Below are 25,910 nucleotides of genomic sequence, written 5' to 3'. Positions count from 1 at the left end.
CGCAGGGGGCGCTCCCCGCCGCCCGGGACCCCGCCGCCGTGCCGCGCGCGGGGACCGTCAGGCCTGGGCCGCGGTCCGCAGGACGACCCGGTCCTCGCCCGCGTACACGTTCATCGAGCTGCCCCGCAGGAACCCCACCAGGGTCAGCCCGGTCTCCGCCGCCAGGTCGACCGCCAGCGACGACGGCGCCGAGACCGCCGCGAGGACCGGGATCCCGGCCATCACCGCCTTCTGCGCCAGCTCGAACGAGGCCCGGCCCGAGACCAGCAGCAGCGCCCGCGACAGCGGCAGCCCGCCGCTCTGCAGCGCCCGGCCGACCAGCTTGTCGACCGCGTTGTGCCGCCCCACGTCCTCCCGGACGTCCAGCAGCTCGCCGCTCTCCGAGAACAGCGCCGCCGCGTGCAGGCCGCCGGTCCGGTCGAAGACGCGCTGCGCGGCCCGCAGCCGGTCGGGCAGGAGCGCGAGCAGGTCGGGGTCGACCCGGACCGGGGGAGTGTCGGCGATCGGCCAGCGGGCCGTCGTGCGCACCGCGTCCAGGCTGGCCTTGCCGCACAGGCCGCAGGACGAGGTGGTGTAGACGTTCCGCTCCAGCGTGATGTCCGGGATCACCACGTCCGGCGCGGTCCGCACGTCCACCACGTTGTAGGAGTTCGATCCGTCGACCGTCGCGCCCGCGCAGTAGACGATGCTCTGCAGGTCGTCGTCGCTCGCGAGCACGCCCTCGCTGACCAGGAACCCCGCGGCGAGCGCGAAGTCGTCGCCGGGTGTGCGCATGGTGATGGCGAGCGGCTTCCCGTTCAGCCTGATCTCCAGCGGCTCCTCGGCGACGAGGGTGTCCGGGCGGGCCGAGACGGCGCCGTCCCTGATGCGGATCACCTTGCGTCGTTCCGTGACTCGTCCCATGTCGCGCCCCAGTCCCGGTCCTGTAGGTGTCGGTACGCCCCCGCGGGCCCCGGACCGCCGGGCGGCGGGGGTGGCCCTCACGACCTCATTGTCCCGCACCCCCGGGACCGGCCGCGCTCCGCCGTGCCAGCAGGTCGGAGAGGGCGTGCACGGTCCGCAGGGCCGGGACCGGGACGCCGGTGACCTCCGCCAGTTCGACGACGGCCACGAGGAGCACGTCCAGTTCGAGCGGCCGCCCGCGCTCCAGGTCCTGGAGCGTGGACGTGCGGTGGTCGCCGACCCGCTCGGCGCCCGTGAGCCGCCGCTCCACGGAGACCGGGACCGTGCAGCCGAGGGCCTCCGCGACGGCCAGCGTCTCCGTCATCATCGCGGCGATCACCGCGCGGGTGCCGTCGTGCAGGCACATCTGGCGCAGGGTCGCCCGGGTGAGCGCGCTGACCGGGTTGAGGGAGACGTTGCCCAGCAGCTTCAGCCAGACGTCGTCCCGCAGGTCGGCCTCGACCGGGCACTTCAGGCCCCCGGCCCGCATCGCCTCGGCGAACCGCAGGCAGCGCGCGGAGCGGCCGCGGTCCGGCTCGCCGACGGAGAACCGGGTCCCCTCCACATGCCGTACCACGCCCGGGGATTCGAGTTCGGTCGCCGCGTACACCACGCAGCCGACGGCCCGTTCGGGCGCGAGCACCGCGCTGACCGCGCCGCCCGGGTCGACGCTCTCCACGCGCCGGCCGTCGTGCGGGCCGCCGTGCCGGTGGAAGTACCACCAGGGGATGCCGTTCTGCGCGGCCACCACCGCCGTGGAGTCGTGCAGCAGCGGCGCGATCAGCGGCCCGCACGCCGCGTACGCGTGGGCCTTGAGGCCGAGGAAGACGTAGTCGACCGGGCCGATCGAGGCCGGGTCGTCGGTGGCACGGGGACGCGCGGTGAAGTCGCCGCGCGGGCTGCGCACCCGGACTCCGTGCTGCCGCATGGCCGCCAGATGCGGGCCGCGGGCGACGAGATGGACGTCGGCGCCGCCGCGGTGGAGCGCGGCACCGACATAGGCGCCGATCGCACCGGCTCCGAGGACTGCGACTCTCATGCGAGGAAGCTCCGTCCGGTCGAGCGTACCGAGGAACTGTCGAAGGTCGACGAAATACTGTCTACAGTATGGAAGTTGAGGTGACAAGGGCGCGGTCCGGAAACCGGTCGGACGGACCGTTCGTCGCGCCCCGCATACCGTTCGTCGCACGCGAGCGGCGGGGTGGGTTCTCAACTCCGCGCCCACTGCCTACCGTCCGGGATCATGAGTCCCCCCGTCGCCCCCGCCGGCTGGAGCCGGTGGCTCGTTCCGCCCGCCGCCCTCTCCGTCCACCTCTCCATCGGGCAGGCCTACGCCTGGAGCGTCTTCAAGCCGCCCCTGGAGTCCTCCCTCGGTCTCAGCGGCACGCAGAGCGCGCTGCCCTTCCAGCTCGCCATCGTCATGCTGGGCCTGTCCGCCGCGTTCGGCGGCACCCTCGTGGAGCGCAACGGGCCGCGCTGGGCCATGACGGTCTCCCTGGTCTGCTTCTCCTCCGGGTTCCTGATCTCCGCGCTCGGCGCCGCCACCGAGCAGTACTGGCTGATCGTCCTCGGCTACGGCTTCGTCGGCGGGATCGGCCTGGGCATCGGCTACATCTCGCCGGTCTCCACCCTGATCAAGTGGTTCCCCGACCGCCCCGGCATGGCCACCGGCATCGCGATCATGGGCTTCGGCGGCGGCGCCCTCATCGCCTCGCCCTGGTCCACCCAGATGCTGGAGTCCTTCGGCGCCGACAGCTCCGGGATCGCGCTCGCCTTCCTGGTGCACGGACTCGCCTACGCCGCGTTCATGTCCCTCGGCGTGCTCCTGATCCGGGTCCCGCGCGGCGAGCGGCCGGTGGCGGGCGCCCCGAGCGTCCTGGCCGGACCGCAGGTCTCCGCCCGCAGCGCCGTCCGCACCCCGCAGTTCTGGTGCCTGTGGGTGGTGCTCTGCATGAACGTGACGGCGGGCATCGGCATCCTGGAGAAGGCCGCCCCGATGATCACGGACTTCTTCGCGGACACCTCCACCCCGGTCTCGGTCTCGGCCGCCGCGGGCTTCGTCGCCCTGCTGTCCGCCGCGAACATGGCGGGCCGCATCGGCTGGTCGTCCACCTCCGACCTCATCGGACGCAAGAACATCTACCGCGTCTACCTGGGCTTCGGCGCCGTCATGTACGCCCTGATCGCCCTGTTCGGGGACGCCTCCAAGCCGCTGTTCGTGCTCTGCGCGCTGGTCATCCTCTCCTTCTACGGCGGCGGCTTCGCGACCATCCCCGCCTATCTGAAGGACCTCTTCGGCACCTACCAGGTCGGCGCCATCCACGGGCGGCTGCTCACCGCCTGGTCCACGGCCGGCGTCCTCGGACCGCTGATCGTGAACTGGATCGCCGACCGCCAGGAGGCCGCGGGACGGCACGGCGCCTCGCTCTACGGCCTCTCCCTGGTCATCATGATCGGCCTGCTGGTCGTCGGCTTCGTCGCCAACGAACTCGTCAGGCCCGTCGACCCCCGTCACCACGTGCCCGCCCCGAAGGAGGCCGCCGATGTCGAACGACAGCAGCCAGAGTCCGCCTGACCGGCGGTGGCTGATCGCGCTGGCCTGGGTGTGGGTCGGCGTGCCGCTCGCCTACGGTCTCTACGAACTGGTGCGGAAGGTCACCCAGCTGTTCACCGGGTGACCCGTGTTCCGGGTGCCTGTTCGGACGGTGCGCGGACGTCCGAGGGTCTGACAGAAGCCGACAACGTGGGCTGCTGTTTCCTGTCGGCTCACCCGCCGTCGTACCCGTGAGTCACTGATCAGACTGGTGGATCCCGCTACCCAGGCAGTGAAGGGGATCCCCCAATGAACGGCTCGCGCATCGCCGCCGTCGGCCACTACCAGCCCGCCAAGGTGCTCACCAACAAGGACCTGGCGGGCCTGGTCGACACCAGCGACGAGTGGATCACCACCCGGGTGGGCATCCGCACGCGGCATGTCGCGGGACCCGACGAGCCGGTCGACGAGCTGGCCGCGCACGCCGGTGCGAAGGCCCTCGCGGCGGCGGGCATCGAACCCGCCGACATCGACCTGGTGCTGGTCGCCACCTCCACGGCCGTGGACCGCTCGCCCAACATGGCCGCGCGGGTCGCCCACCGGCTCGGCATCCCCTCGCCCGCCGCCATGGACGTCAACGTGGTCTGCGCGGGCTTCACCCACGCGCTGGCCACCGCCGACCACACCCTGCGGGCGGGCGCCGCCACCCGCGCCCTGGTCATCGGCGCCGACAAGATGACCGACATCACCGACTGGACCGACCGCACCACCTGCGTGCTGGTCGGGGACGGCGCGGGCGCCGCCGTCGTCGAGGCGTCCGACGGGCCCGGCATCGGCCCGGTGCTGTGGGGCTCGGTGCCCGAGATGGGCCACGCCGTGCGGATCGAGGGCACGCCCTCCCGGTTCGCGCAGGAGGGGCAGAGCGTCTACCGCTGGGCCACCACCCAGCTCCCCGCCATCGCCCGCAAGGCCGTCGAGCGGGCCGGGCTCACCCCCGAGGAGCTGGCCGGGGTCGTCCTGCACCAGGCCAACCTGCGGATCATCGAGCCGCTCGCGGAGAAGATCGGCGCCGTCAACGCGGTCGTCGCGCGGGACGTCGTCGACTCCGGCAACACCTCGGCGGCGAGCATCCCGATGGCCTTCTCGAAGCTCGTCGAACAGGGCGCGCTCGCCACCGGCGACCCGGTCCTGCTGTTCGGCTTCGGCGGCAACCTGTCCTACGCGGGGCAGGTCGTCCGCTGCCCCTGACCTGGGGTTTCCTCGCGGGACGACGGGGTCGGCGGGCGGTCGGGCGGGTCAAGGCGGGCCGTAGACTGTAGACGAAAGACAATCCATACTGGCTTTCCGGCCGCTGGCGTCCCGCACTGCCCAGGAGGGGACCGACCGATGTTGTCGTCAGGACTGCCGCAGGGCGCGGTGCCCCGGCTCGAACGGCCCGGCCCGCTGCGCGACCGGGTCTACGAGGCGCTGCTCGAACTGATCACCACCCGCGCCCTGCGGCCCGGCCAGCACCTGGTGGAGAGCGAACTCGCGGGCCATCTCGGGGTCTCCCGGCAGCCGGTGCGCGAGGCGCTCCAGCGCCTCAACACCGAGGGGTGGGTCGATCTGCGGCCCGCCCAGGGCGCCTTCGTGCACGAGCCGACGGAGGCGGAGGCCGACCAACTCCTCACCGTCCGCACCCTGTTGGAGGCGGAGGCGGCCCGGCTCGCCGCCGCCAACGCGGGCAGCGCCGGAATCGCCGCGCTGACCGCGCTCTGCGCCGAGGGCGAGCGGGCCGTCGCCGACGACGACGTGGACACCGCCGTCGCCGTCAACGCCCGCTTCCACGGCGCGATCATGGAGCTGGCCGGGAACGCGGTCCTCGCCGAGCTGGCCGCGCAGGTCGACCGGCGGGTGCGCTGGTACTACACACCGGTGGCCCGGCAGCGCGGCGAGCAGTCCTGGATCGAGCACCGCGCCCTGATCGCGGCCATCGCGGACCGTGACGAGACCCGGGCGACGGAGCTGATGCGCGAGCACACCGAGCACACCCGCCGCACCTACCACGAACGCCCCGCCGTTTAGCGCCTGGTGAGCCGCCCGTTGCCCGCCGCTCCGCCGCCGGACGGCTTCCGGTTCACCGCGCCGCCCTTTGTCCTGTGAAAGGAGAAAGTCGACGGTGATTCGTGCACAGCTTCTTCCCAGGTTCGGCGGGCGCTGCTACGTTCCCCTCGAAAGCCCGAACGCGGTAGGCCGGTTGAGGCGGGGAGGGGTCAGTGAGACGCATGACGGCACGGCCCGCGAACGCCCATCAGGCCCGACTGCTCACCCTGTTGCGCGACGGCGGTCCCAACTCCCGCGCCCAACTGGGTGATCAGGTCGACCTCTCCCGGTCCAAGCTCGCCGTCGAGGTGGACCGGCTGCTGGAGACAGGCCTCGTCGTGGCCGACGGACTCGCCGCCTCGCGCGGCGGCCGCCGCTCCCACAACATCCGGCTCGCCCCCGGCCTGCGGTTCCTCGGTGTCGACATCGGCGCGACCTCGGTCGACGTCGCCGTCACCAACGCGGAACTGGAGATCCTCGGACACCTCAACCAGCCGATGGACGTCCGTGAGGGCCCCGTCGCCGTCTTCGAGCAAGTCCTGTCCATGGCGGCCAAGTTGCGCGCCTCCGGGCTCGCCGAGGGGTTCGACGGCGCCGGGATCGGCGTCCCGGGCCCGGTCCGCTTCCCCGAGGGGGTCCCGGTGGCCCCGCCGATCATGCCCGGCTGGGACGGGTTCCCGGTCCGTGAGGCGCTCAGCCAGGAACTGGGCTGCCCGGTCATGGTCGACAACGACGTGAACCTGATGGCGATGGGGGAGCAGCACGCGGGCGTCGCCCGTTCCGTGGACGACTTCCTCTGCGTCAAGATCGGCACCGGTATCGGCTGCGGCATCGTCGTCGGCGGTCAGGTGCACCGCGGGGCGACCGGCAGCGCGGGCGACATCGGACACATCCAGGCCGTGCCCGACGGGCGCCCGTGCGCCTGCGGCAACCGGGGCTGCCTGGAGGCCCACTTCAGCGGCGCCGCCCTCGCCCGGGACGCCCAGGAGGCGGCCCAGCAGGGGCAGTCCGAGGAACTCGCGGGCCGCCTCGCCGCCCACGGCACCCTGACCGCCTCCGACGTGGCCGCGGCCGCCGTCGCGGGCGACGCCACCGCCCTCGGCCTGATCCGCGAGGGCGGCAACCACACCGGCCAGGTCATCGCCGGACTCGTCTCCTTCTTCAACCCCGGCCTGGTGGTGATCGGCGGCGGGGTGACCGGCCTCGGCCACACCCTGCTCGCCGCGATCCGCACCCAGGTCTACCGCCAGTCACTGCCCCTCGCGACGGGCAACCTGCCCATCGTGCTGGGGGAGTTGGGGCCCTCCGCCGGAGTCATCGGCGCGGCCCGACTGATCAGCGACCACCTCTTCTCACCCGCGTAGCCGACCGGCCGTCCCCGGCCCGTCGCGCGAACCGATCCGTACAGCGCCTCGCTCTGCCCTGCCCTGCTCCGCCCTGACACCGGCCCGCACGCCAGCCGAGGGGAACCACCATGGCACCAGAACCACCGCTGCTCAGCATGTCCGGAATCACCAAGTCGTTCCCCGGAGTCCGGGCCCTCGACGGCGTCGACCTCGACGTCCAGGCCGGTGAGGTGCACTGCCTGCTCGGCCAGAACGGGGCGGGCAAGTCCACCCTCATCAAGGTCCTCGCCGGTGCCCACCAGCCCGACACCGGCACCATCAGATGGCGCGGCGAGGAGGTCACCCTCCGCTCGCCCATCGCCGCCATGCGCCTCGGCATCGCCACCATCTACCAGGAACTCGACCTCGTCGAGCACCTGTCGGTGGCCGAGAACGTCCACCTCGGCCACGAACCCACCACGGCGGGCTTCGTCGTCCGGGGCAAGGCGGCCAGGGCGTCGACCGCCCAGCTCCTGAAGCGCCTCGGACACCCGGAGATCGACCCGGGCAGGCTGGTGGCCCGGCTCTCCGCCGCCCAGCGGCAAATCGTGTCGATGGCCCGCGCGCTCTCCCACGACGTGCGGCTCATCGTCATGGACGAACCGTCCGCCGCCCTCGACCCCGACGAGGTCGACAACCTGTTCCGCATCGTCGGCGACCTCACCGCCGACGGCGTGGCCGTCGTGTACATCTCGCACCGCCTGGAGGAGATCCGCCGCATCGGCGACCGGGTCACCGTCCTCAAGGACGGCCGCGCGGTGGCCGGCGGACTCCCCGCCGAGTCCACGCCGACCCGGGACGTGGTGGCCCTGATGACCGGCCGCTCCGTCGCCTACGTCTTCCCCGAACGCCCCGCCTCCGCCCCCGAGGGCCCACCGGTCCTCGAAGTGCGCGGCCTGGCCAGGGACGGCGAGTTCGCCCCCCTCGACCTGCGGGTGCGGCCGGGCGAGATCGTCGGGCTCGCCGGGCTGGTCGGCTCGGGACGCTCCGAGATCCTGGAGACCGTCTACGGCGCCCGCAGGCCCACCGCGGGCCAGGTCCTCGTCGACGGGACGGCGCTGCGGCCCGGCAGCGTGCGGGCCGCCGTCCGCGCCGGACTCGGGCTCGCCCCCGAGGAGCGCAAGGCGCAGGCCCTGCTGATGCTGGAGTCCGTCACCCGCAACGTCTCCGTCTCCTCGCTGTCCCGCTTCGCCCGCGCCGGATGGATCGACCGCCGCGCCGAACTCGGCGCCGCGCGGGCCGCCACCCGCGAACTGTCCCTGCGGCCCGACGCCCCCTCCGCGCCGGTGCGCACCCTCTCCGGCGGCAACCAGCAGAAGGCGGTCCTGGCCCGCTGGCTGCTGCGCGGCTGCCGGGTCCTGCTCCTGGACGAACCCACCCGGGGCGTCGACGTCGGCGCCCGCGCCGAGCTGTACGCGGTGATCAGGCGCCTCGCCGACGAGGGTCTCGCCGTCCTGCTGGTCTCCAGCGAGGTGCCGGAGGTGCTCGGCCTCGCCGACCGCGTCCTGGTGCTCCGCGAGGGACGCGTCGTCCACACGGCGCCCGCCCGCGAACTCGACGAACACCGCGTACTCGACCTGGTCATGGAAGGAAGCCCGGCGACATGACGCAGCCCGTCTCCCCGCCCCGGGACAGCACAGGCAAACTGCCCCCGGTCGACCGACTCCCCGCGTTCCGCGGCCTGTTGGCCCACACCGACGTCCGCACCCTGTCCCTGCTCGGCGTCCTCGCCGTGCTCGTCCTGATCGGCGGCGTCACCAGGCCCGACGAGTTCCTGGACACCCGCAACCTCCAACTCGTCCTCACCCAGGCGTCGGTGATCGGCGTCGTCACCGTCGGCATGACCTTCGTCATCACCTCGGGCGGCATCGACCTCTCGGTCGGCGCGATCGTCGCCCTCTCCTCGGTCTGGGCGACGACGGTCGCCACCCAGGAGTACGGCTTCGCCGGGATCCTCTTCACGGCCGTCCTGGTCGGCGTCGGCTGCGGCCTGGTCAACGGGGTGCTCATCGCCTACGGCGGGATGGTGCCGTTCATCGCCACCCTCGCCATGCTCGCCTCGGCCCGCGGGCTCGCCCTGCAGATCACCGACGGCAGGACCCAGATCGTCGGCGTGCGCGGCCTCCTCGACCTCGGCGAACGCGACGCCTACGTGCTGGGCGTGCCGCCCCTGGTGATCGTCTTCGCCGTCGTCACGGTCTGCGGCTGGCTGATCCTCAACCGCACCACCTTCGGCCGCCGCACCGTCGCCGTCGGCGGCAACGCGGAGGCCGCCCGGCTGGCCGGGATCGACGTCCGCCGCCAGCGCCTCTACCTCTACCTGCTGTCCGGACTGTGCTGCGGGATCGCCGCGTTCCTGCTGATCGTGCTCTCCGGCTCGGGCCAGAACACCAACGGCAACCTCTACGAACTCGACGCCATCGCCGCCGCGATCATCGGCGGCACCCTGCTCAGCGGCGGGCGGGGCACCATCACCGGCTCGGTGCTCGGCGTCCTGATCTTCACCACGATCACCAACATCTTCGCCCTCAACAACCTGCAGAGCGACGTCCAGCAGATCGCCAAGGGCGCGATCATCGTCGCCGCCGTGCTGGTCCAGCGCCGTACCGCGAGCACGCCATGAGGAAAGGGTTCACCGCCATGCCAGAGCCGACGTCCTTCACCAGCCGCAGAGGGCTGCTCCTGGGAGCCGCCGCCGTCTCCTCCGCCTCCCTGCTGGTCGGATGCACCAGCAACGCGTCCGACGACGAGGAGACCGCGGCAGGCGGCCAGCCCGCCGCCTCCGACAGCCCCGGCAAGCCGGTCACCATCGGCTTCGCGGGACCGCAGGCCGACCACGGCTGGCTCAACGCGATCAACGACAACGCCAAGCGGCGCGCCAAGAAGTACTCCGACGTCACCCTGGAGATCACCGAGGGCTCCAACGACACCGCCGCCCAGATCGGCCAGATCGAGACGCTGATCAACAAGAAGGTCGACGTCCTGGTGGTGCTCCCCGCCGACGGCAAGGCCCTCACCCAGGTCGGCCTGAAGGCCATGCGGGCCGGCATCCCCGTCGTCAACCTCGACCGGATCTTCAACTCCCCCCAGGCGTACCGCTGCTGGATCGGCGGCGACAACTACGGCATGGGCCTCAACGCCGGGACGTACATCGGCGAGAAGCTCAAGGGCAAGAGCGACGCCCGGGTCGTCGAACTCGCCGGACTGGACAACCTGGAACTCACCAAGCAGCGCACCCAGGGCTTCGACGACGCCCTCAAGAACTACCCGAACATCAAGAAGGTCGCCCGCCAGGCCGCCGACTTCACCGTCGAGTCGGGACAGGCCAAGATGGCCCAGCTCCTCCAGGCCCAGTCTAAGTTCGACGCCCTGTGGAACCACGACGACGACCAGGGCGTGGGCGCCCTGCGCGCCGTCGAACAGGCGGGCCGCGACGACTTCCTGATGGTCGGCGGCGCGGGCGCGCTCTCCGCCTTCCAGGCCATCAAGCAGGACAACGGCGTCCTCAAGGCGACCGTCCTCTACCCGCCGACCATGGCCGCCTCCGCCATCGACCTGGCCCGCGCCCTCGGCCAGGGCAAGGGCGTCGGCGGACTCGCCGAGTACGAGATCCCGTCCTCGGTGACGCTCTACTCCGCCGTCGTCGACAAGGACAACGTCGACCGGTACATGCCCACCGGCTTCCGCTGACCGGCCCCGCCCCGCACCCGCCGCCCGCACCCCGCGCGGCGCCACGACGACGTGGACCGACATGACCACCGGGCCACGAGGACCAGGAGGACTTCCGTATGGGACAGCCGCAGCAGCCGGACGGGCCACCGGGAGAGCGGACGCCGCTGCGCGTCGGCATGGTCGGCTACGCCTTCATGGGCGCCGCCCACTCCCAGGGCTGGCGCACCGCGCGCCGGGTCTTCGACCTGCCGCTGAGGCCCGTCCTGGCCGCGATCTGCGGACGGGACGGGGCGGCGGTCCGCGCGGCGGCCGACCGGCACGGCTGGGACAGCGCCGAGACCGACTGGCGGCGACTGGTCGCACGGGACGACATCGACCTCGTCGACATCTGCACCCCCGGCGACAGCCACGCCGAGATCGCCCTCGCCGCGCTGGCCGCGGGCAAGCACGTCCTGTGCGAGAAGCCCCTCGCCAACACCGTCGCGGAGGCCGAGGCGATGACCGCGGCGGCCGAAGAGGCGCACCGGCGGGGGCAGTTGGCGATGGTCGGCTTCAACTACCGCCGGGTGCCCGCCACCGCGCTCGCCCGCGCCATGGTCCAGGAGGGCAGGATCGGCACCCTGCGCCATCTGCGGGTGACCTACCTCCAGGACTGGCTGGTCGACCCGGAGTTCCCGCTCACCTGGCGGCTGCGCAAGGAGCAGGCCGGATCCGGCTCCCTCGGCGACCTCGGCGCCCACATCGTCGACCTCGCCCAGTTCCTCGCGGGCGAACCGCTCGCCGGGGTGTCCGCGCTCACCGAGACCTTCGTACGGGAGCGCCCGCTGCCCGTCGGCGCCACCAGCGGTCTCACCGGCGGGGCATCCGCCGGGACCGGCGCCGTCACCGTCGACGACGCCGCCCTCTTCACCGGGCGCTTCGCCTCCGGCGCCCTCGCCTCCTTCGAGGCCACCCGCTACGCCACCGGCCGCAAGAACGCCCTGCGCATCGAACTCAACGGCGAGCGCGGCTCGTTGGCCTTCGACCTGGAACGCCTCAACGAACTCGCCTACCACGACGGCACCGAGCCCGGCACGCACGCCGGGTTCCGCCGCATCCTCGTCACCGAACCCGACCACCCCTACCTCGACGCCTGGTGGCCGCCCGGCCACGGCCTCGGCTACGAGCACACCTTCGTCCACCAGGCCCGCGACCTGGTCCACGCGATCGCCGGGGGCCGCGAACCGCGCCCCTCGTTCGCCGACGGACTCCAGGTGCAGCGGGTGCTCGCGGCCGTCGAGGAGAGCGCCGGGAAGAACTCCGTCTACACGCCCGTCGCCGACTGAGGAGGCCGCACCATGCCGCGCAGATTCACGCTCTTCACCGGTCAGTGGGCCGACCTCCCGCTGGAGGAGGTCTGCCGCCACGCCCGCGACTTCGGCTACGACGGCCTCGAACTCGCCTGCTGGGGCGACCACTTCGAGGTCGACAAGGCACTCGCCGACCCGTCCTACGTCGACTCCCGCCACCAGCTCCTCGCCAAGTACGGTCTCACCTGCTGGGCCGTCTCCAACCACCTCGTCGGCCAGGCCGTCTGCGACGCCATCATCGATGAACGCCACCAGGCCATCCTGCCCGCCCGGATCTGGGGCGACGGCGAACCCGAGGGCGTCAGGCGCCGGGCCGCCGCCGAGATGGCCGACACCGCGCGCGCCGCGGCCGCCCTCGGCGTCGACACCGTCGTCGGCTTCACCGGCTCCGCGATCTGGCACCTCGTGGCGATGTTCCCGCCCGCCCCCGAGTCGATGATCACCCGCGGCTACCAGGACTTCGCGGACCGCTGGAACCCGATCCTCGACGTCTTCGACCAGGAGGGCGTCCGCTTCGCCCACGAGGTCCACCCCAGCGAGATCGCCTACGACTACTGGACCACGCACCAGGCCCTGGACGCCGTCGGCCACCGGCCCGCCTTCGGCCTCAACTTCGACCCCTCGCACTTCGTCTGGCAGGACCTCGACCCGGTCGGCTTCCTCTGGGACTTCCGCGACCGGATCTACCACGTCGACTGCAAAGAGGCCCGCAAACGGCTCGACGGCCGCAACGGCCGCCTCGGCTCCCACCTCCCGTGGGGCGATCCCCGGCGCGGCTGGGACTTCGTCTCCGCCGGCCACGGCGACGTCCCCTGGGAGGACGTCTTCCGCATGCTGCGCTCCATCGACTACACCGGGCCCGTCTCCGTGGAGTGGGAGGACGCGGGCATGGACCGGCTCCAGGGCGCCCCGGAGGCGCTCACCCGCCTGAAGGCGTTCGACTTCGAGGCCCCGACGGCGTCCTTCGACGCCGCGTTCGGCAACTGACCGCCCCCCACCGGCACCACCCAGCTCCGGGATGACGGCGCATCCCGGCGTACGCACCCGCCCGTACAACCAGCCCCATCCTGGAGGCATCCGTGCACGGGAACGACCGCACCCCCGCCCGCCCCGGCAGAACCGCACCGCACCGACGACGTCCACCCCTGCGCAAGTCCGCCGCCCTGCTGGGCGCCGCGCTGCTGGCGGGCGCCACCCTCTCCCTGACCAGCCCGCAGGCCGGCGCAGCCGTCGCCGACCCGGGCACCGCCGCCGGATCCGCGGCGGCGCCGCTCGCCGAGGACTTCCAGCAGGTCACCCTCGCCAAGGGGGAGGCGGAGGTCGGCGAGCCCATGTCGCTCGCCGTCCTCCCGGACCGCTCGGTCCTGCACACCTCGCGCGACGGCGAACTCCGCGTCACCGACGCCGCGGGCGACACCACCCTCGCCGGGAAGCTGGACGTCTACTCCCACGACGAGGAAGGCCTCCAAGGCGTCGGCGTCGACCCGGACTTCACCGCCAACCGCTTCATCTACCTGTACTACGCGCCCCCGTTAAACACCCCCGCGGGCGACGCCCCCGAGACCGGCACCGCCGCCGACTTCGCCCCCTTCGACGGCGTCAACCGCCTCTCGCGGTTCGTCCTGAAGACCGACGGCACCCTCGACAACGCCAGCGAGAAGAAGATCCTCGACATCCCCGCCTCGCGCGGCCTGTGCTGCCACGTCGGCGGTGACATCGACTTCGACGCGGCGGGCAACCTGTACCTGTCGACCGGCGACGACACCAACCCGTTCCAGTCCGACGGCTTCACCCCCATCGACGAACGCGACGGGCGCAACCCCGCCTTCGACGCCCAGCGTTCGGCCGGCAACACCAACGACCTGCGCGGCAAGATCCTGCGCATCAAGGTCGAGGCCGACGGCACGTACACGGTCCCCGACGGCAACCTCTTCGCCCCCGGCACCGACCGGACCCGGCCCGAGATCTACGCCATGGGCTTCCGCAACCCGTTCCGCTTCAGCGTCGACAAGAAGACCGGCATCCTCTACGTCGGCGACTACGGCCCCGACGCGGGCGCCGCCGACCCGGCCCGCGGCCCCGCGGGACAGGTCGAGTTCGCCCGCGTGACCGCCCCGGGCAACTTCGGCTGGCCCTACTGCACCGGAGCCAACGACGCCTACCGCGACTACGACTTCGCGACGAAGACGTCCGGCGCCGCCTTCGACTGCGACGCGCCCAGGAACGACTCCCCGCACAACACCGGCCTCACCGAACTGCCCCCGGCCCAGCCCGCCTGGATCCCCTACGACGGCGCCTCCGTACCGGAGTTCGGGGACGGCTCCGAGTCCCCGATGGGCGGCCCGGTCTACCACTACGACGCCGCCCTCGACTCGCCCGTGAAGTTCCCCGAGGCCTACGACGGCGACTTCTTCGCCGGTGAGTTCGGCCGCCGCTGGATCAAGCGGATCTCCAGCGACGCCGACGGCACGGTCACCGCCATCAACCCCGTGCCCTGGACCGGCACCCAGGTGATGGACATGGCCTTCGGCCCCGACGGCGCCCTCTACGTCCTCGACTACGGCACCGCGTGGTTCGGCGGCGACGACAACTCCGGTCTCTACCGCATCGAGAACGCCACCGACGGCCACTCGCCGGTCGCCAAGGCCGCCGCCGACCGCACCTCGGGCAAGGCGCCCCTCAAGGTCCGCTTCTCCTCCGCGGGCACGACCGACCAGGACGGCGACGCCCTCACCTACCACTGGGACTTCGGCGACGGCGCGACCTCCACGGCCGCCGACCCCACCCACAAGTACCGGACGAACGGCACCTACACCGCGACCCTCACCGCCGAGGACTCCACCGGCCGCACCGGTAGCGCCAGCGTCCGCGTCGTCGTCGGCAACACCGCGCCCACCGTCACCCTGCAACTCCCCAAGGACGGACAGCTGTTCAGCTTCGGTGACGCCATCCCGTTCAAGGTGAAGGTCACCGACCCCGAGGACGGCCGCACCATCGACTGCGCCAAGGTGAAGGTCAGCTTCATCCTCGGCCACGACACCCACGGCCACCCGATCACCTCGGCGACCGGCTGCACCGGCACCATCCAGACCACCGCCGACGGCGGCCACGACGAGAACGCCAACATCTTCGGCGTCCTGGACGCCGAGTACACCGACAACGGCGGCGGCGGACAGGAGCCGCTGACCTCCCACGACCAGAACGTCCTCCAGCCCCGGCACCGGCAGGCCGAGCACTTCGGCGACTCCTCCGGCGTCTCGGTGATCACCAAGGAGGCCGCGCACGGCGGCAGGACCGTCGGCGACATCCACCACGGCGACTGGATCTCCTTCACCCCGTACGTCCTCGCGGACGCCAAGAAGATCACCGCCCGCGTCTCGTCCGGCGGGACCGGCGGCACTCTGGAGGTCCGCGCGGGCTCGCCCGGGGGCACCCTCCTCGGCAAGGCGACCGTGCCGGTGACCGGCGGCTGGGAGACCTTCCAGGACGTCACCGCCGACCTCCGCCACGCCCCGAAGGGCACCACCACGCTCTACCTCGTCTTCAAGGGCGGCACGGGCGCCCTCTTCGACGTCGACGACTTCACCTTCACCACCGGCTGAGAGGAGACACCCCGATGCGCACCACCGGCCTGCTGACGACCGCGGTCATCGGCGCCACGCTGCTCCTCACCGGCGTCACCGCCCCCGCGTCCTCCCACCCCGCGGAGACCGGGAAACGGGTCCTGGTCTTCTCCAAGACCGCCGGATTCCGCCACGACTCCATCCCCGACGGCATCGACACCATCCGCCGACTCGGCGCCACCGGCGGCTTCGCCGTCGACGCGACCGAGGACGCGGCCACCTTCACCCCCCGCACCCTGCGCCGCTACGACGCGGTCGTCTTCCTGTCCACCACGGGCGACGTCCTCACCGAGCCCCAACAGCGCGCGTTCGAGCGGTACATCCGCGACGGCGGCGGCTACGTCGGCATCCACGCCGCCGCCGACACCGAGTACGACTGGGAGTTCTACGGCGGCCTGGCCGGCGCCTACTTCGAGTCCCACCCGGCGATCCAGCCCGCGACCGTGCACGTCGAGGACCGCGCCCACCCCTCCACCGCCGACCTGGACCCGGTCTGGGAACGCACCGACGAGTGGTACAACTACCGCTCCAACCCGCGGGACAGGGCCCACGTCCTCGCCACCCTCGACGAGTCCTCCTACACCGGCGGCACCATGAACGGCGACCACCCGATCGCCTGGTGCCAGAACTACCAGGGCGGCCGCGCCTTCTACACCGGGGGCGGCCACACCAAGGAGTCCTACACCGAACCCGCCTTCGTCTCCCACCTGTCGGGCGGCCTGCGGTGGGCGATCGGCGACGCCCAGGCCGACTGCCGCCCGGAGAACGGCTACCGGCCCCTCTTCGACGGCACCTCCCTGGACGGCTGGCAGCAGGCGGGCCCCGGCTCCTTCACCCTCTCCGACGACGGCACCCTCACCTCGTCGGGCGGGATGGGCCTGCTCTGGTACTCGGCCGCGTCCTTCTCCTCGTACTCCCTGAAGCTCGACTGGAAGATGGCCTCCGAGTCGGGCGACGACAACTCCGGTGTCTTCGTGGGCTTCCCGCCCTCCGACGACCCGTGGTCCGCCGTCGACCACGGCTACGAGATCCAGATCGACGCCACCGACGTGCCCGAGAAGACGACGGGCTCCGTCTACGGGTTCCGCTCCGCCGACCTGAAGAAGCGCGATCGCGCGCTGAATCCGCCGGGGCAGTGGAACACCTACGAGATCCGGGTCACGGGCGAACGCCTGCGGATCTGGCTCAACGGCGTCCGCGTCAACGACTTCACCAACACCGACCCGGCCCGCAGCCTGCGCGACGGCCACATCGGCATCCAGAACCACGGAGCCGACGACCGGGTGTCGTTCCGCGACATCCGGATCAAGGAAATCCGGTGACGGGGGAGCGCCGCTCCCCGGCCGCGCCACCGGGCCCCTGAACGACGGTGGGCGGGAGACGCCGGACTCCCGCCCACCGTCCCCTCCGTCCTCCCCCTCCCCCCCCGCTCCACCCCTCTTGCCCCGCCGCCCCACCCCTCTTCCCCCGCCCCACGCAGCCGTCCGGCCAGCGCCCCGCCCAGCACCCGACGCGTCCGACAGGGAGCCCGCCATGTCCCTTCCCGTATCCGTCCCCGCCTCCGCCCCCGAACCCGTCGACCCCTCCCGCGTCGGTGTGTGGCTGGTCGGCGCCCGCGGTTCCGTCGCCGTGACGGTGGTCGCGGGGTGCGCAGCCGTCTCGGCGGGACTGCGCTCGCCCACCGGACTGGTCACCGAATCACCCGAGTTCGCCGACTCCGCGCTGCCTCCCCTGTCCGAGCTGGTCTTCGGCGGCCACGACACCCTCGACTGCCCGCTGCCCAAACGCGCCGAGGCACTGGCCGCCGGGGGCGTGCTCCCACCGGGCCTGCCGAGCGCCGTCGGCGCCGAACTCGACGCGGCGGAACGGGAGATCAGGCCCGGTGGCCCGGTCCCCGGCGAGACCCGCTCGCCCCGGCAGCTGATCGCCGCGTTCGCCGCCGACATCGACGACTTCACCCGGCGGCATGGCCTCGCGCGGACGGTGGTGGTCAACGTCGCCTCCACCGAGCCCGCGGCGACGGGAGACTCCCTGCCGCCCAGCTCCCTCTACGCGGCGGCGGCCCTGGAAGCGGGCTGCCCCTACGTCAACTTCACCCCGTCGACGGGACTGCACCACCCGGCGCTCGCCGACGCCCTCGCCGCCAGCGGACTGCCGTACGCGGGCCGGGACGGCAAGACCGGTCAGACCCTCCTGCGCGCGGTCCTCGGCCCGATGTTCCACCAGCGGGCGCTGACGGTCCGCGCCTGGTCCGGCACCAACCTGCTCGGCGGCGGTGACGGCGCCGCCCTCGCCGACCCGGCCGCCGCGGCGGCGAAGAACGCGGGCAAGGAACGCGTCCTCGCGGACACCCTCGGCAGCACCCCCGAGGGCGAGGTGCACATCGACGACGTCCCCGCCCTCGGCGACTGGAAGACCGCCTGGGACCACATCGCCTTCGACGGCTTCCTCGGCACCCGCATGATCCTCCAGACCATCTGGCAGGGCTGCGACTCCGCCCTCGCCGCACCCCTCGTCCTCGACCTCGCCCGCCTGACCGCCCGCGCCCACGAGGCGGGCCTCTCCGGTCCGCTGAGCGAACTCGGCTTCTACTTCAAGGACCCGGTCGGCGAGGGCCCCTCCGCACTCTCCGACCAGCACGCCTCCCTGCTGACCCTCGCGACACGGCTGCGGAGCGACGCGGGGGAGCGGGACGGGATGGAGCGGGGCGGGGTGGAGCGGGACGGGGTGGAGAAGCGCACGGAGGAGAGGGGTGCGGTGGAGCGGGGCGCGGAGGAGAGGGATCCGGGAGCCGGGGGAGCGGAGGAGGCGTCGTGAGGCCGGGGAACGGAGGGGTGCCCGAACCCGCCGGGGGCCGGGACGTCTCGCAGGCAGCCGCGACGAACCCGGGCGCCGCCCCCGACCTCAGGGCCTGGGCCGAACTCCTGCGTCTGCCCGCCCTGTTCACCGTCCCCGGTGACGCCCTGGCCGGGGCCGCGACGGTCTCCGCCGGACTCCACTCCCGCACCCTCCTCGCCATCGGTTCCTCCCTCTGCCTCTACGAGGCGGGCATGGCTCTCAACGACTGGGCCGACCGCGACGAGGACGCCCGCGACCGCCCCCACCGCCCCCTCCCCTCCGGCCGCGTCCGGCCGTCCTCGGCGCTCGCCGCGGCCTGCGGCCTCACGGCCGCCGGTCTGGCCCTCGCCTCCCGGGCGGGCCGCCCCGCGCTCACCGTCGCCGTGCCGCTGGCCGCCACCGTCTGGGCCTACGACCTCGCGCTGAAGCACACCCCGGCGGGCCCGGTCGCCATGGCCGCCGCCCGGGGGCTCGACCTGCTCCTGGGCGCCGCCGCGAGCACCGGCCGGGCCCGCGAGGCGGTCCCCTCCGCGGCCCTGCTCGCCACCCACACCCTCGCCGTGACGTCGGTCTCCCGCCGCGAGACGACCGGCGGAGCGCCCCTGGTGCCCCTGGCGGCCCTGGCCACCACCGGCCTCCTCACCCACCTGCTCGCCCGCCGCCCCCGGACCGACGTCCATGCCCCGGGAACAGCCCCCCACCGTCCGCCGGACACCCCATCTCCCGGCGGACCGACCCCGGTGCGGGCCCCCTCCCCGGGCGCGCGCATCGCACCACCGGCGGTCGCCGCACGACCACGCCGACCCGGGGCGCACGCCCGCCTCGCCGGAGCGCACCCCCGTGCCGTTGCGGCACACCCCCGGACCAGCGGGGCGCCCCGAACCGTCCCGCGTCTCCCCGCCCCCGCCTCGGACGCCCTGCGGCTCGCGTTCGCCCTCGCCTATCCGGCCACCGCCGCCCGTCCCTATCTGCACGCCGCGCTCAACCCCTCACCTCCCCTCACCCAACGGGCCGTCGGCGGCGGCATCCGCGCCACGATCCCCCTCCAGGCCGCGCTCACCGCCCGCGCCGGAGGAACCCCCACCGCCCTGCTGGTCGCGGCCCTCGCCCCGCTCGCCAGGAGGTTCGCGAGGAAGGTGAGCGTCACATGACCCCGCAGCGGCCCTTGGCCCTCGACTCCCTCTCCACCCCCGTTTCCCCTTCCCCCTCCCGCCCGCCCCCTCCGCTTCGGCTACGGCACCAACGGCCTCGCCGACCTCCGTCTGGACGACGCCCTCTCCCTCCTGGCCGACCTCGGCTACGACGGCGTCGGCCTGACCCTCGACCACATGCACCTCGACCCCTTCGCCCCCGATCTCCCCGCCCGCGTCGCGCACGTGGCCCGCCGCCTGGACTCCCTCTCCCTCGGGGTCACCGTCGAGACCGGCGCCCGCTACGTGCTCGACCCGCGCCGCAAGCACGGCCCCTCCCTGCTGGAGCACGACCCCGGCGACCGGGCCCGCCGCGCCGACCTGCTGGTCCGCGCCGTCGGGATCGCCGCCGACCTCGGCGCCCACGCCGTCCACTGCTTCAGCGGCGTCCCGCCCGCCGACACCCCGCCCGACGCGGCGTGGGACCGGCTGGCCGACGCCCTCGCGCCCGTCCTCGACGCCGCCACCCGCGCGGGCGTCCCGCTGGCCGTCGAGCCCGAACCCGGTCACCTCCTCGCCACCCTCGACGACTTCCACCGCCTGCGCCACGCCCTCGGCGACCCGGACCACCTCGGTCTCACCCTCGACCTCGGCCACTGCCAGTGCCTGGAACCCCTCCCTCCGGCCGACTGCGTCCGCGCCGCCGCCCCCTGGCTGCGCCACGTCCAGATCGAGGACATGCGGCGCGGTGTCCACGAACACCTCCCGTTCGGCACCGGCGAGATCGACTTCCCGCCCGTCCTCGCGGCCCTCGCCGCCGTCGGCTACCAGGGCCTCACCGTCGTCGAACTGCCCCGTCACTCCCACGAGGGCCCGCGTCAGGCGGAACTGTCCCTCCCCTTCCTCCGCGACGCGGCGGCCCGCGCGTCCGCCGCGCCCTTCGCCGCCGCACCCCACGCCGACCGCCCGGCCGTCCCCGAAGGGAGCCGCACCCCATGACGCACCCGCACCCCGCCCCGGCGACCTCGCGGACGACCGACCCCGCCACCCTGTACGCCGACCTCGTCCCCCACCTCGAACCGCCCGCCCGCGCCTGGCTCGACCGGGCCCTCGAAGAGGCCGCCGCGCAACCCGGCGTGCACGGCCCGCTCGCGGTGTGGGAGCTGCGCCTGGCCGAGGCCGGACGCCGGTGCGGTCACGCGCACGCCGACACCGCCCGCGTCCTGATCCTGCACGCCGCCCGCGCCGACACCGAGGCCCTCGGCCGCGTCTACTCCCAGGGCACCGCCGCCGAACGCCGCGCCGTGCTCCACTCCCTCCCGCTCCTCGTCGACGGCCCTGGTGCCCTCCCGCTCGTCGAGGACGCGCTGCGCACCAACGACACCCGCCTGGTCGCCGCAGCCGTCGGCCCCTACGCGGCCCGGCACCTCCCCGCCCACCTCTGGCGCCACGCCGTCCTGAAGTGCCTGTTCACCGGGGTGCCCGTCGCCGGGATCGCCGACCTGGAACGCCGCGCCCTCGGCGACGCCGAACTGGCCCGGATGCTCGGCGACCACGCCGCCGAACGCACCGCCGCCGGCCGCTCCGTCCCCGCCGACCTGAACCGCGTCCTGGCCCTCACCGACCCCACGGCCACCCCACCCGCGCGCCCCGCCGACCACGGCCCGCACGGCACCGAAGGCACCGAAGGCAAGGAGTCCTGATGCGCATCTTCGACCCCCACATCCACATGACGTCACGGACCACCGACGACTACCGGGCGATGCACGCGGCGGGCGTCCGGGCCGTCGTCGAACCCTCCTTCTGGCTCGGCCAGCCCCGCACCTCGCCCCACTCCTTCCTCGACTACTTCGATTCCCTCCTGGGCTGGGAGCCCTTCCGCGCCGCGCAGTACGGCATCGCCCACCACTGCACGATCGCCCTCAACCCCAAGGAGGCGAACGACCCGCGCTGCGCCCCCGTCCTCGACGAACTGCCCCGCTATCTCGTCAAGGACCAGGTCGTCGCCGTCGGGGAGATCGGCTACGACTCGATGACCCCGGCCGAGGACACCGCCCTCGCCGCCCAGCTCCAACTCGCCGCCGACCACGGCCTCCCCGCGCTCGTCCACACCCCGCACCGCGACAAGCTCGCCGGACTGCGCCGCACCCTCGACGCGGTCCGCGCCTCCGCGCTGCCCCCGGAGCGGGTCCTCGTCGACCACCTCAACGAGACCACCGTCAAGGAGGCCAAGGACAGCGGCTGCTGGCTCGGCTTCTCCGTCTATCCCGACACCAAGATGGACGAGGAACGGATGGTCACCGTCCTGCGGACCTACGGCCCCGAACAGGTCCTGGTGAACTCCGCCGCAGACTGGGGCCACAGCGACCCCCTCAAGACCCGGCGGGTCGGCGACCTGATGCTCGCCCGCGGCTTCACCGACGACGACGTCGACCGGGTGCTGTGGCGCAACCCCGTCGCCTTCTACGGGCTGAGCGGCCGGCTCGACCTGGACGTCGCCGCGCCCGACCCCACGCACGAGGGCAACTCCGTGCTGCGCGGCGGGGAGTGAGCGATGCGCTTCCGGCACCCCGACGGCTCCACCGTCCACCTCGCCTACTGCACCAACGTCCACCCCGCGGAGACCCTCGACGGCGTGCTCGCCCAACTCCGCGACCACTGCGAGCCCGTCCGCCGCCGCCTCGGACGCGACCGCCTCGGCATCGGACTCTGGCTCGCCAGGGACGCCGCCCACGCCCTCGTCACCGACCCGTCCGCGCTGCGCGGCCTGCGCGCCGAACTGGACCGGCGCGGCCTCGAAGTCGTCACCCTCAACGGCTTCCCCTACGAGGGGTTCGGCGCCGAAGAGGTCAAGTACCGCGTCTACCGGCCCGACTGGGCCGACCCCGAACGCCTCCACCACACCACCTCCCTGGCCCGTGTCCTCGCCCATCTGCTGCCCGACGACGTCACCGAGGGCAGCGTCTCCACCCTGCCGCTGGCCTGGCGCACCGCCTACGGCGAACCGCGCGCCGAGAAGGCCCGCGCCGCCCTCGCCACCCTCGCCGAACGCCTCGACGCCCTCCACGAACTCACCGGCCGCTCCATCCGCGTCGGCCTGGAGCCCGAACCCGGCTGCGTCGTCGAGACCACCGCCGACGCCCTCGCCCCGCTCACCGCCCTCGCCCACCCCCGCATCGGCGTGTGCGTCGACACCTGCCATCTCGCCACCTCCTTCGAAGACCCGCACACCGCCCTGGACGCGCTGACCGCCGCGTCCGTCCCCGTCGTCAAGTCCCAGCTGTCGGCGGCCCTGCACGCCGAACACCCCCACCTCCCCGAGGTGCGCGCCGCGCTCGCCGCCTTCGACGAACCCCGCTTCCTGCACCAGACCCGCACCGCCACCGCCGCCGACCTGCGCGGCACCGACGACCTCGGCGAGGCGCTCGCCGGCGACACCCTGCCCGACGCGGCGCCCTGGCGTGCCCACTTCCACGTCCCGCTGCACGCGGCCCCCGCCGCGCCCCTCACCTCCACGCTCCCCGTCCTCGAAGCGGCCCTGGCCCGGCTGGTCGGCGGCCCGCACCCGCTCACCCGGCACCTGGAGGTCGAGACCTACACCTGGCAGGCCCTCCCCGCCGCACTGCGCCCGCGCGGCCGGGCCCAGCTCGCCGACGGCATCGCCGCCGAACTCACCCTCGCCCGCGATCTGCTGACCGACCTCGGCCTGAAGGAACTCCCATGAGCACCCCCGGGTCCGCGCCGCGGCCCACCCCGCTCCTCGTCCTGGACGTCGTCGGCCTCACCCCCCGTCTCCTCGACCACATGCCCCACCTCAAGCGGCTCGCCGGGACCGGCTCCCGGGCCGCCCTCGGCACCGTGCTGCCCGCCGTCACCTGCGCCGCCCAGTCGACCTTCCTCACCGGCGCCCACCCGGCCGAGCACGGCATCGTCGGCAACGGCTGGTACTTCCGCGAACTCGGCGACGTCCTCCTGTGGCGCCAGCACAACGGACTCGTCTCCGGCGACAAGCTCTGGGACGCCGCCCGCCGCGCCCACCCCGGCTACACCGTGGCGAACATCTGCTGGTGGTACGCCATGGGCGCCGACACCGACTTCACCGTCACCCCCCGTCCCGTCTACTACGCCGACGGCCGCAAGGAACCCGACTGCTACACCCGCCCGCCCGAGCTGCACGACGAACTCACCGACCTGCTCGGCACCTTCCCGCTCTTCCACTTCTGGGGGCCCGGCGCCGACCTCGTCTCCAGCCAGTGGATCATCGACGCGACCCGGCACGTCCAGCGCACCCGCCACCCGGACCTGACCCTCTGCTACCTCCCTCACCTCGACTACGACCTCCAGCGCCACGGCCCCGACGACCCGCGCTCCCTGCGGGCCGCCACCGACCTGGACACGGCCCTGGCCCCCCTCCTGGACGACGCCCGCGCCGAGGGCCGTACCGTCGTCGTCCTCTCCGAGTACGGCATCACCCGCGTGGACCGGCCCGTCGACATCAACCGGGCCCTGCGCCGCGCCGGTCTGCTGGAGGTGCACACCCAGGACGGCATGGAGTACCTGGACCCGATGGCCTCCCGCGCCTTCGCGGTCGCCGACCACCAGATCGCCCATGTGTACGTGCGCCGCCCCGAGGACCTCGACGCCGCGCGCGCCGCCCTCGCCGACCTGCCCGGCGTCGAGCAACTCCTGGACGACGAGGGCAAGAAGGCCCACCACCTCGACCACCCGCGCGCCGGAGAGCTGGTCGCCGTCGCGGAACCGGACGCCTGGTTCACGTACTACTACTGGCTCGACGACCGCCGCGCGCCCGACTTCGCGCAGCTCGTCGAGATCCACCGCAAACCCGGCTACGACCCGGTCGAACTGTTCATGGACCCGCTCGACCCCTACGTCAAGGTCAAGGCGGCCGGGGCGCTCGCCCGCAAGAAGCTCGGCATGCGCTACCGGATGGCGGTCGTGCCCCTGGACCCGTCACCTATTCGGGGCAGCCACGGCCGCCTCCCGGCGAGCGACGACGACGGTCCGCTCCTCATCTGCTCCACCCCCCGTGCTGTCGGCGACCGCCTCGCGGCCACCGACGTCAAGTCGCTCCTGCTCCGACTGGCCGGTCTCTCCTGACTGGTCACCAGTGAAGCACCCACCACTGACAACGGCCCGCGACCCCTTGGAGTTCCAGACATGAGCCGCATTTCGCACTCCGACCCCGAACTCACCCACCGCCTGACCAGACGGGGCATGCTCGGCGTCGCCGCCGGCGGCACCGCGGCGGCCCTGCTCGGCGCAGCGGCCACCCCGCCGCCGCCTCGGCCCCCGGCACCTCGGCCGCCGGGCACGGCCACGGCCGGGGCGCCCCGCTGCTGCCGCCCGGCCGCCTCGGCGTGCAGCTGTACAGCCTGCGCGACAAGGTCTCCACCCTCGGCTTCGCCGCCGTCTTCGCCGAGCTGGAGCGGTACGGCTACGACGAGGTCGAGTTTGCCGGGTACACCCAGGGCTCCGCCGGTCCCCTCACCCTCGCCCAGCTCCGCCGACTGGCGAAGGACCACGGCCTCAACCCGATCGGCAGCCACGTCGGCTACTACGCCAACGACCCGAACGCCTACACCTTCGCCGACAACCTCACCAAGGTCCTCGACGACGCCCAGGCCCTCGGCCTCAAGCACATCGGCACGGCCTCGGGCCCGTTCCGCTACGGCGACACCGTGGACGCGTGGAAGCGCGCCGCCGAGGACTTCAACACCTACGGCGCGGCGGCACGGGCGCGCGGCATGAAGTTCTACCAGCACAACCACTCCGACGAGTTCGGCTTCGCCAGCGACAACCCCAAGGTCAGGCTCTACGACGTGCTGCTCGCCGAGACCGACCCCGACCTGGTCTTCCTGGAGATGGACATCTTCTGGGCCTACGCCGGACAGTTCCGCTTCTCCGTACGGCCCGACGGGAAGCCCGCGCCGTTCGACCCGATCAAGTACGTCCTGCGCCAGCCGCACCGCTACCCGCTCTTCCACGTCAAGGACGGCGTCAGCGACCCGCAGAACGAGTTCGGCTACCGCATGGTCGACGTCGGCGACGGCGACATCGACTACCAGAAGTTCTTGTCCGCGGTGACCCGGCTGCGCGGTGAACGCCTCGCCCACCACTGGCAGGTCGAGCACGACCAGCCCACCGACTCCCTCCGCTTCGCCCGCCGTTCCAGCGCCTACCTGCACTCGCTGCGCGACCGCTGCTGATCCGCGCCCGCCCGTGAAGACCCGTGAGGGCCCTCCCCACGACCGGGGGAGGGCCCTCACGCGCGCGTGCGTCTCCACCGGTGGAGCGCCCGGTGGAACGCCCTGTGGAGCGGCGGTTCCGAGGGCCCC

Annotated in this window: 21 protein-coding genes and 1 pseudogene; 20 read left to right on the top strand and 2 right to left on the bottom strand. The window is 73.2% G+C overall.

Annotation, left to right across the window (positions count from 1 at the left end; translation table 11 throughout):
* Positions 1-57: 57 nt before the first annotated feature.
* Positions 58-903 carry a formate dehydrogenase accessory sulfurtransferase FdhD gene (gene fdhD / locus GA0115242_RS34905; protein WP_093835664.1) on the bottom strand — a complete coding sequence of 282 codons (846 nt, stop codon included), beginning with the start codon at positions 901-903 and terminating at the stop codon, positions 58-60.
* 85 nt (positions 904-988) lie between these two features.
* Positions 989-1,981 (bottom strand): 2-dehydropantoate 2-reductase, encoded by a 993-nt coding sequence (locus GA0115242_RS34900; RefSeq protein ID WP_093835663.1) that lies wholly within the window; start codon positions 1,979-1,981, stop codon positions 989-991.
* Positions 1,982-2,185: 204 nt separating this feature from the next.
* Between GA0115242_RS34900 and GA0115242_RS34895 the strand changes: the two genes are divergently transcribed.
* The 20 genes and pseudogenes from GA0115242_RS34895 to GA0115242_RS34805 all read left to right on the top strand — a co-directional run bounded on the left by GA0115242_RS34895 (position 2,186) and on the right by GA0115242_RS34805 (position 25,781).
* Positions 2,186-3,517: an OFA family MFS transporter gene (locus GA0115242_RS34895; protein WP_093835662.1), complete on the top strand. Its 1,332-nt coding sequence runs from the start codon at positions 2,186-2,188 to the stop codon at positions 3,515-3,517.
* The gene (locus tag GA0115242_RS42085; protein ID WP_256089827.1) at positions 3,486-3,620 is read left to right on the top strand and encodes an MFS transporter small subunit; all 135 of its coding nucleotides are present in this window, start codon (positions 3,486-3,488) and stop codon (positions 3,618-3,620) included. Before GA0115242_RS34895 ends, GA0115242_RS42085 begins: the two co-directional genes overlap by 32 nt.
* A 164-nt stretch (positions 3,621-3,784) precedes the next feature.
* On the top strand, positions 3,785-4,723 hold the full coding sequence (locus GA0115242_RS34890; RefSeq protein WP_093835661.1) for a beta-ketoacyl-ACP synthase III: 939 nt from the start codon (positions 3,785-3,787) through the stop codon (positions 4,721-4,723).
* A 138-nt stretch (positions 4,724-4,861) separates the two neighbouring features.
* Entirely contained in the window at positions 4,862-5,539 is a 678-nt protein-coding gene (locus tag GA0115242_RS34885) for a GntR family transcriptional regulator (RefSeq protein ID WP_093835660.1), read from the top strand.
* A gap of 200 nt (positions 5,540-5,739) precedes the next feature.
* A complete protein-coding gene (locus GA0115242_RS34880; RefSeq protein ID WP_093835659.1) occupies positions 5,740-6,921 on the top strand; it encodes an ROK family transcriptional regulator in 1,182 nt (393 codons plus the stop codon).
* A 110-nt stretch (positions 6,922-7,031) separates the two neighbouring features.
* Positions 7,032-8,549 (top strand): sugar ABC transporter ATP-binding protein, encoded by a 1,518-nt coding sequence (locus tag GA0115242_RS34875; protein WP_093835658.1) that lies wholly within the window; start codon positions 7,032-7,034, stop codon positions 8,547-8,549.
* On the top strand, positions 8,546-9,565 hold the full coding sequence (locus tag GA0115242_RS34870; RefSeq protein ID WP_093835657.1) for an ABC transporter permease: 1,020 nt from the start codon (positions 8,546-8,548) through the stop codon (positions 9,563-9,565). Before GA0115242_RS34875 ends, GA0115242_RS34870 begins: the two co-directional genes overlap by 4 nt.
* Positions 9,566-9,582: 17 nt before the next feature.
* Positions 9,583-10,632 carry a substrate-binding domain-containing protein gene (locus GA0115242_RS34865; RefSeq protein WP_093835656.1) on the top strand — a complete coding sequence of 350 codons (1,050 nt, stop codon included), beginning with the start codon at positions 9,583-9,585 and terminating at the stop codon, positions 10,630-10,632.
* 98 nt (positions 10,633-10,730) lie between these two features.
* On the top strand, positions 10,731-11,939 hold the full coding sequence (locus tag GA0115242_RS34860) for a Gfo/Idh/MocA family protein (RefSeq protein ID WP_093835655.1): 1,209 nt from the start codon (positions 10,731-10,733) through the stop codon (positions 11,937-11,939).
* A gap of 12 nt (positions 11,940-11,951) precedes the next feature.
* Entirely contained in the window at positions 11,952-12,950 is a 999-nt protein-coding gene (locus tag GA0115242_RS34855) for a sugar phosphate isomerase/epimerase family protein (protein ID WP_093835654.1), read from the top strand.
* Between the two features lie 92 nt (positions 12,951-13,042).
* Entirely contained in the window at positions 13,043-15,565 is a 2,523-nt protein-coding gene (locus GA0115242_RS34850; protein WP_093835653.1) for a PQQ-dependent sugar dehydrogenase, read from the top strand.
* Between the two features lie 14 nt (positions 15,566-15,579).
* The gene (locus GA0115242_RS34845; RefSeq protein WP_093835652.1) at positions 15,580-16,908 is read left to right on the top strand and encodes a ThuA domain-containing protein; all 1,329 of its coding nucleotides are present in this window, start codon (positions 15,580-15,582) and stop codon (positions 16,906-16,908) included.
* Positions 16,909-17,119: 211 nt separating this feature from the next.
* Positions 17,120-18,403, top strand: coding sequence for an inositol-3-phosphate synthase (locus GA0115242_RS34840; protein ID WP_107461560.1), 1,284 nt, complete (start codon positions 17,120-17,122; stop codon positions 18,401-18,403).
* Positions 18,404-18,420: 17 nt separating this feature from the next.
* Positions 18,421-19,575: an SCO3242 family prenyltransferase gene (locus GA0115242_RS34835; RefSeq protein WP_176729973.1), complete on the top strand. Its 1,155-nt coding sequence runs from the start codon at positions 18,421-18,423 to the stop codon at positions 19,573-19,575.
* A gap of 177 nt (positions 19,576-19,752) precedes the next feature.
* Entirely contained in the window at positions 19,753-20,553 is an 801-nt protein-coding gene (locus GA0115242_RS34830) for a sugar phosphate isomerase/epimerase family protein (protein WP_346014081.1), read from the top strand.
* Positions 20,550-21,257, top strand: a complete 708-nt coding sequence (locus GA0115242_RS34825) for an EboA domain-containing protein (protein WP_093835650.1) — start codon at positions 20,550-20,552, stop codon at positions 21,255-21,257. The genes GA0115242_RS34830 and GA0115242_RS34825 overlap by 4 nt, the downstream gene beginning before the upstream one ends.
* The gene (locus GA0115242_RS34820; RefSeq protein ID WP_093835649.1) at positions 21,257-22,105 is read left to right on the top strand and encodes a TatD family hydrolase; all 849 of its coding nucleotides are present in this window, start codon (positions 21,257-21,259) and stop codon (positions 22,103-22,105) included. The genes GA0115242_RS34825 and GA0115242_RS34820 overlap by 1 nt, the downstream gene beginning before the upstream one ends.
* Before the next feature lie 3 nt (positions 22,106-22,108).
* Positions 22,109-23,278 carry a metabolite traffic protein EboE gene (gene eboE, locus GA0115242_RS34815; RefSeq protein WP_093835648.1) on the top strand — a complete coding sequence of 390 codons (1,170 nt, stop codon included), beginning with the start codon at positions 22,109-22,111 and terminating at the stop codon, positions 23,276-23,278.
* Complete coding sequence (locus tag GA0115242_RS34810) at positions 23,275-24,672, top strand: nucleotide pyrophosphatase/phosphodiesterase family protein (protein WP_093835647.1); 1,398 nt, start codon at positions 23,275-23,277, stop codon at positions 24,670-24,672. The genes eboE and GA0115242_RS34810 overlap by 4 nt, the downstream gene beginning before the upstream one ends.
* Positions 24,673-24,732: 60 nt before the next feature.
* Positions 24,733-25,781, top strand: a pseudogene (locus tag GA0115242_RS34805) (sugar phosphate isomerase/epimerase family protein).
* Positions 25,782-25,910 lie beyond the last annotated feature (129 nt).

This window comes from Streptomyces sp. SolWspMP-5a-2 (assembly GCF_900091845.1).
Taxonomy (GTDB): Bacteria; Actinomycetota; Actinomycetes; order Streptomycetales; family Streptomycetaceae; genus Streptomyces; species Streptomyces doudnae.
Note: the sequence above shows the minus strand (reverse complement) of the source record. Positions and strands in the feature narration are given on the sequence as shown.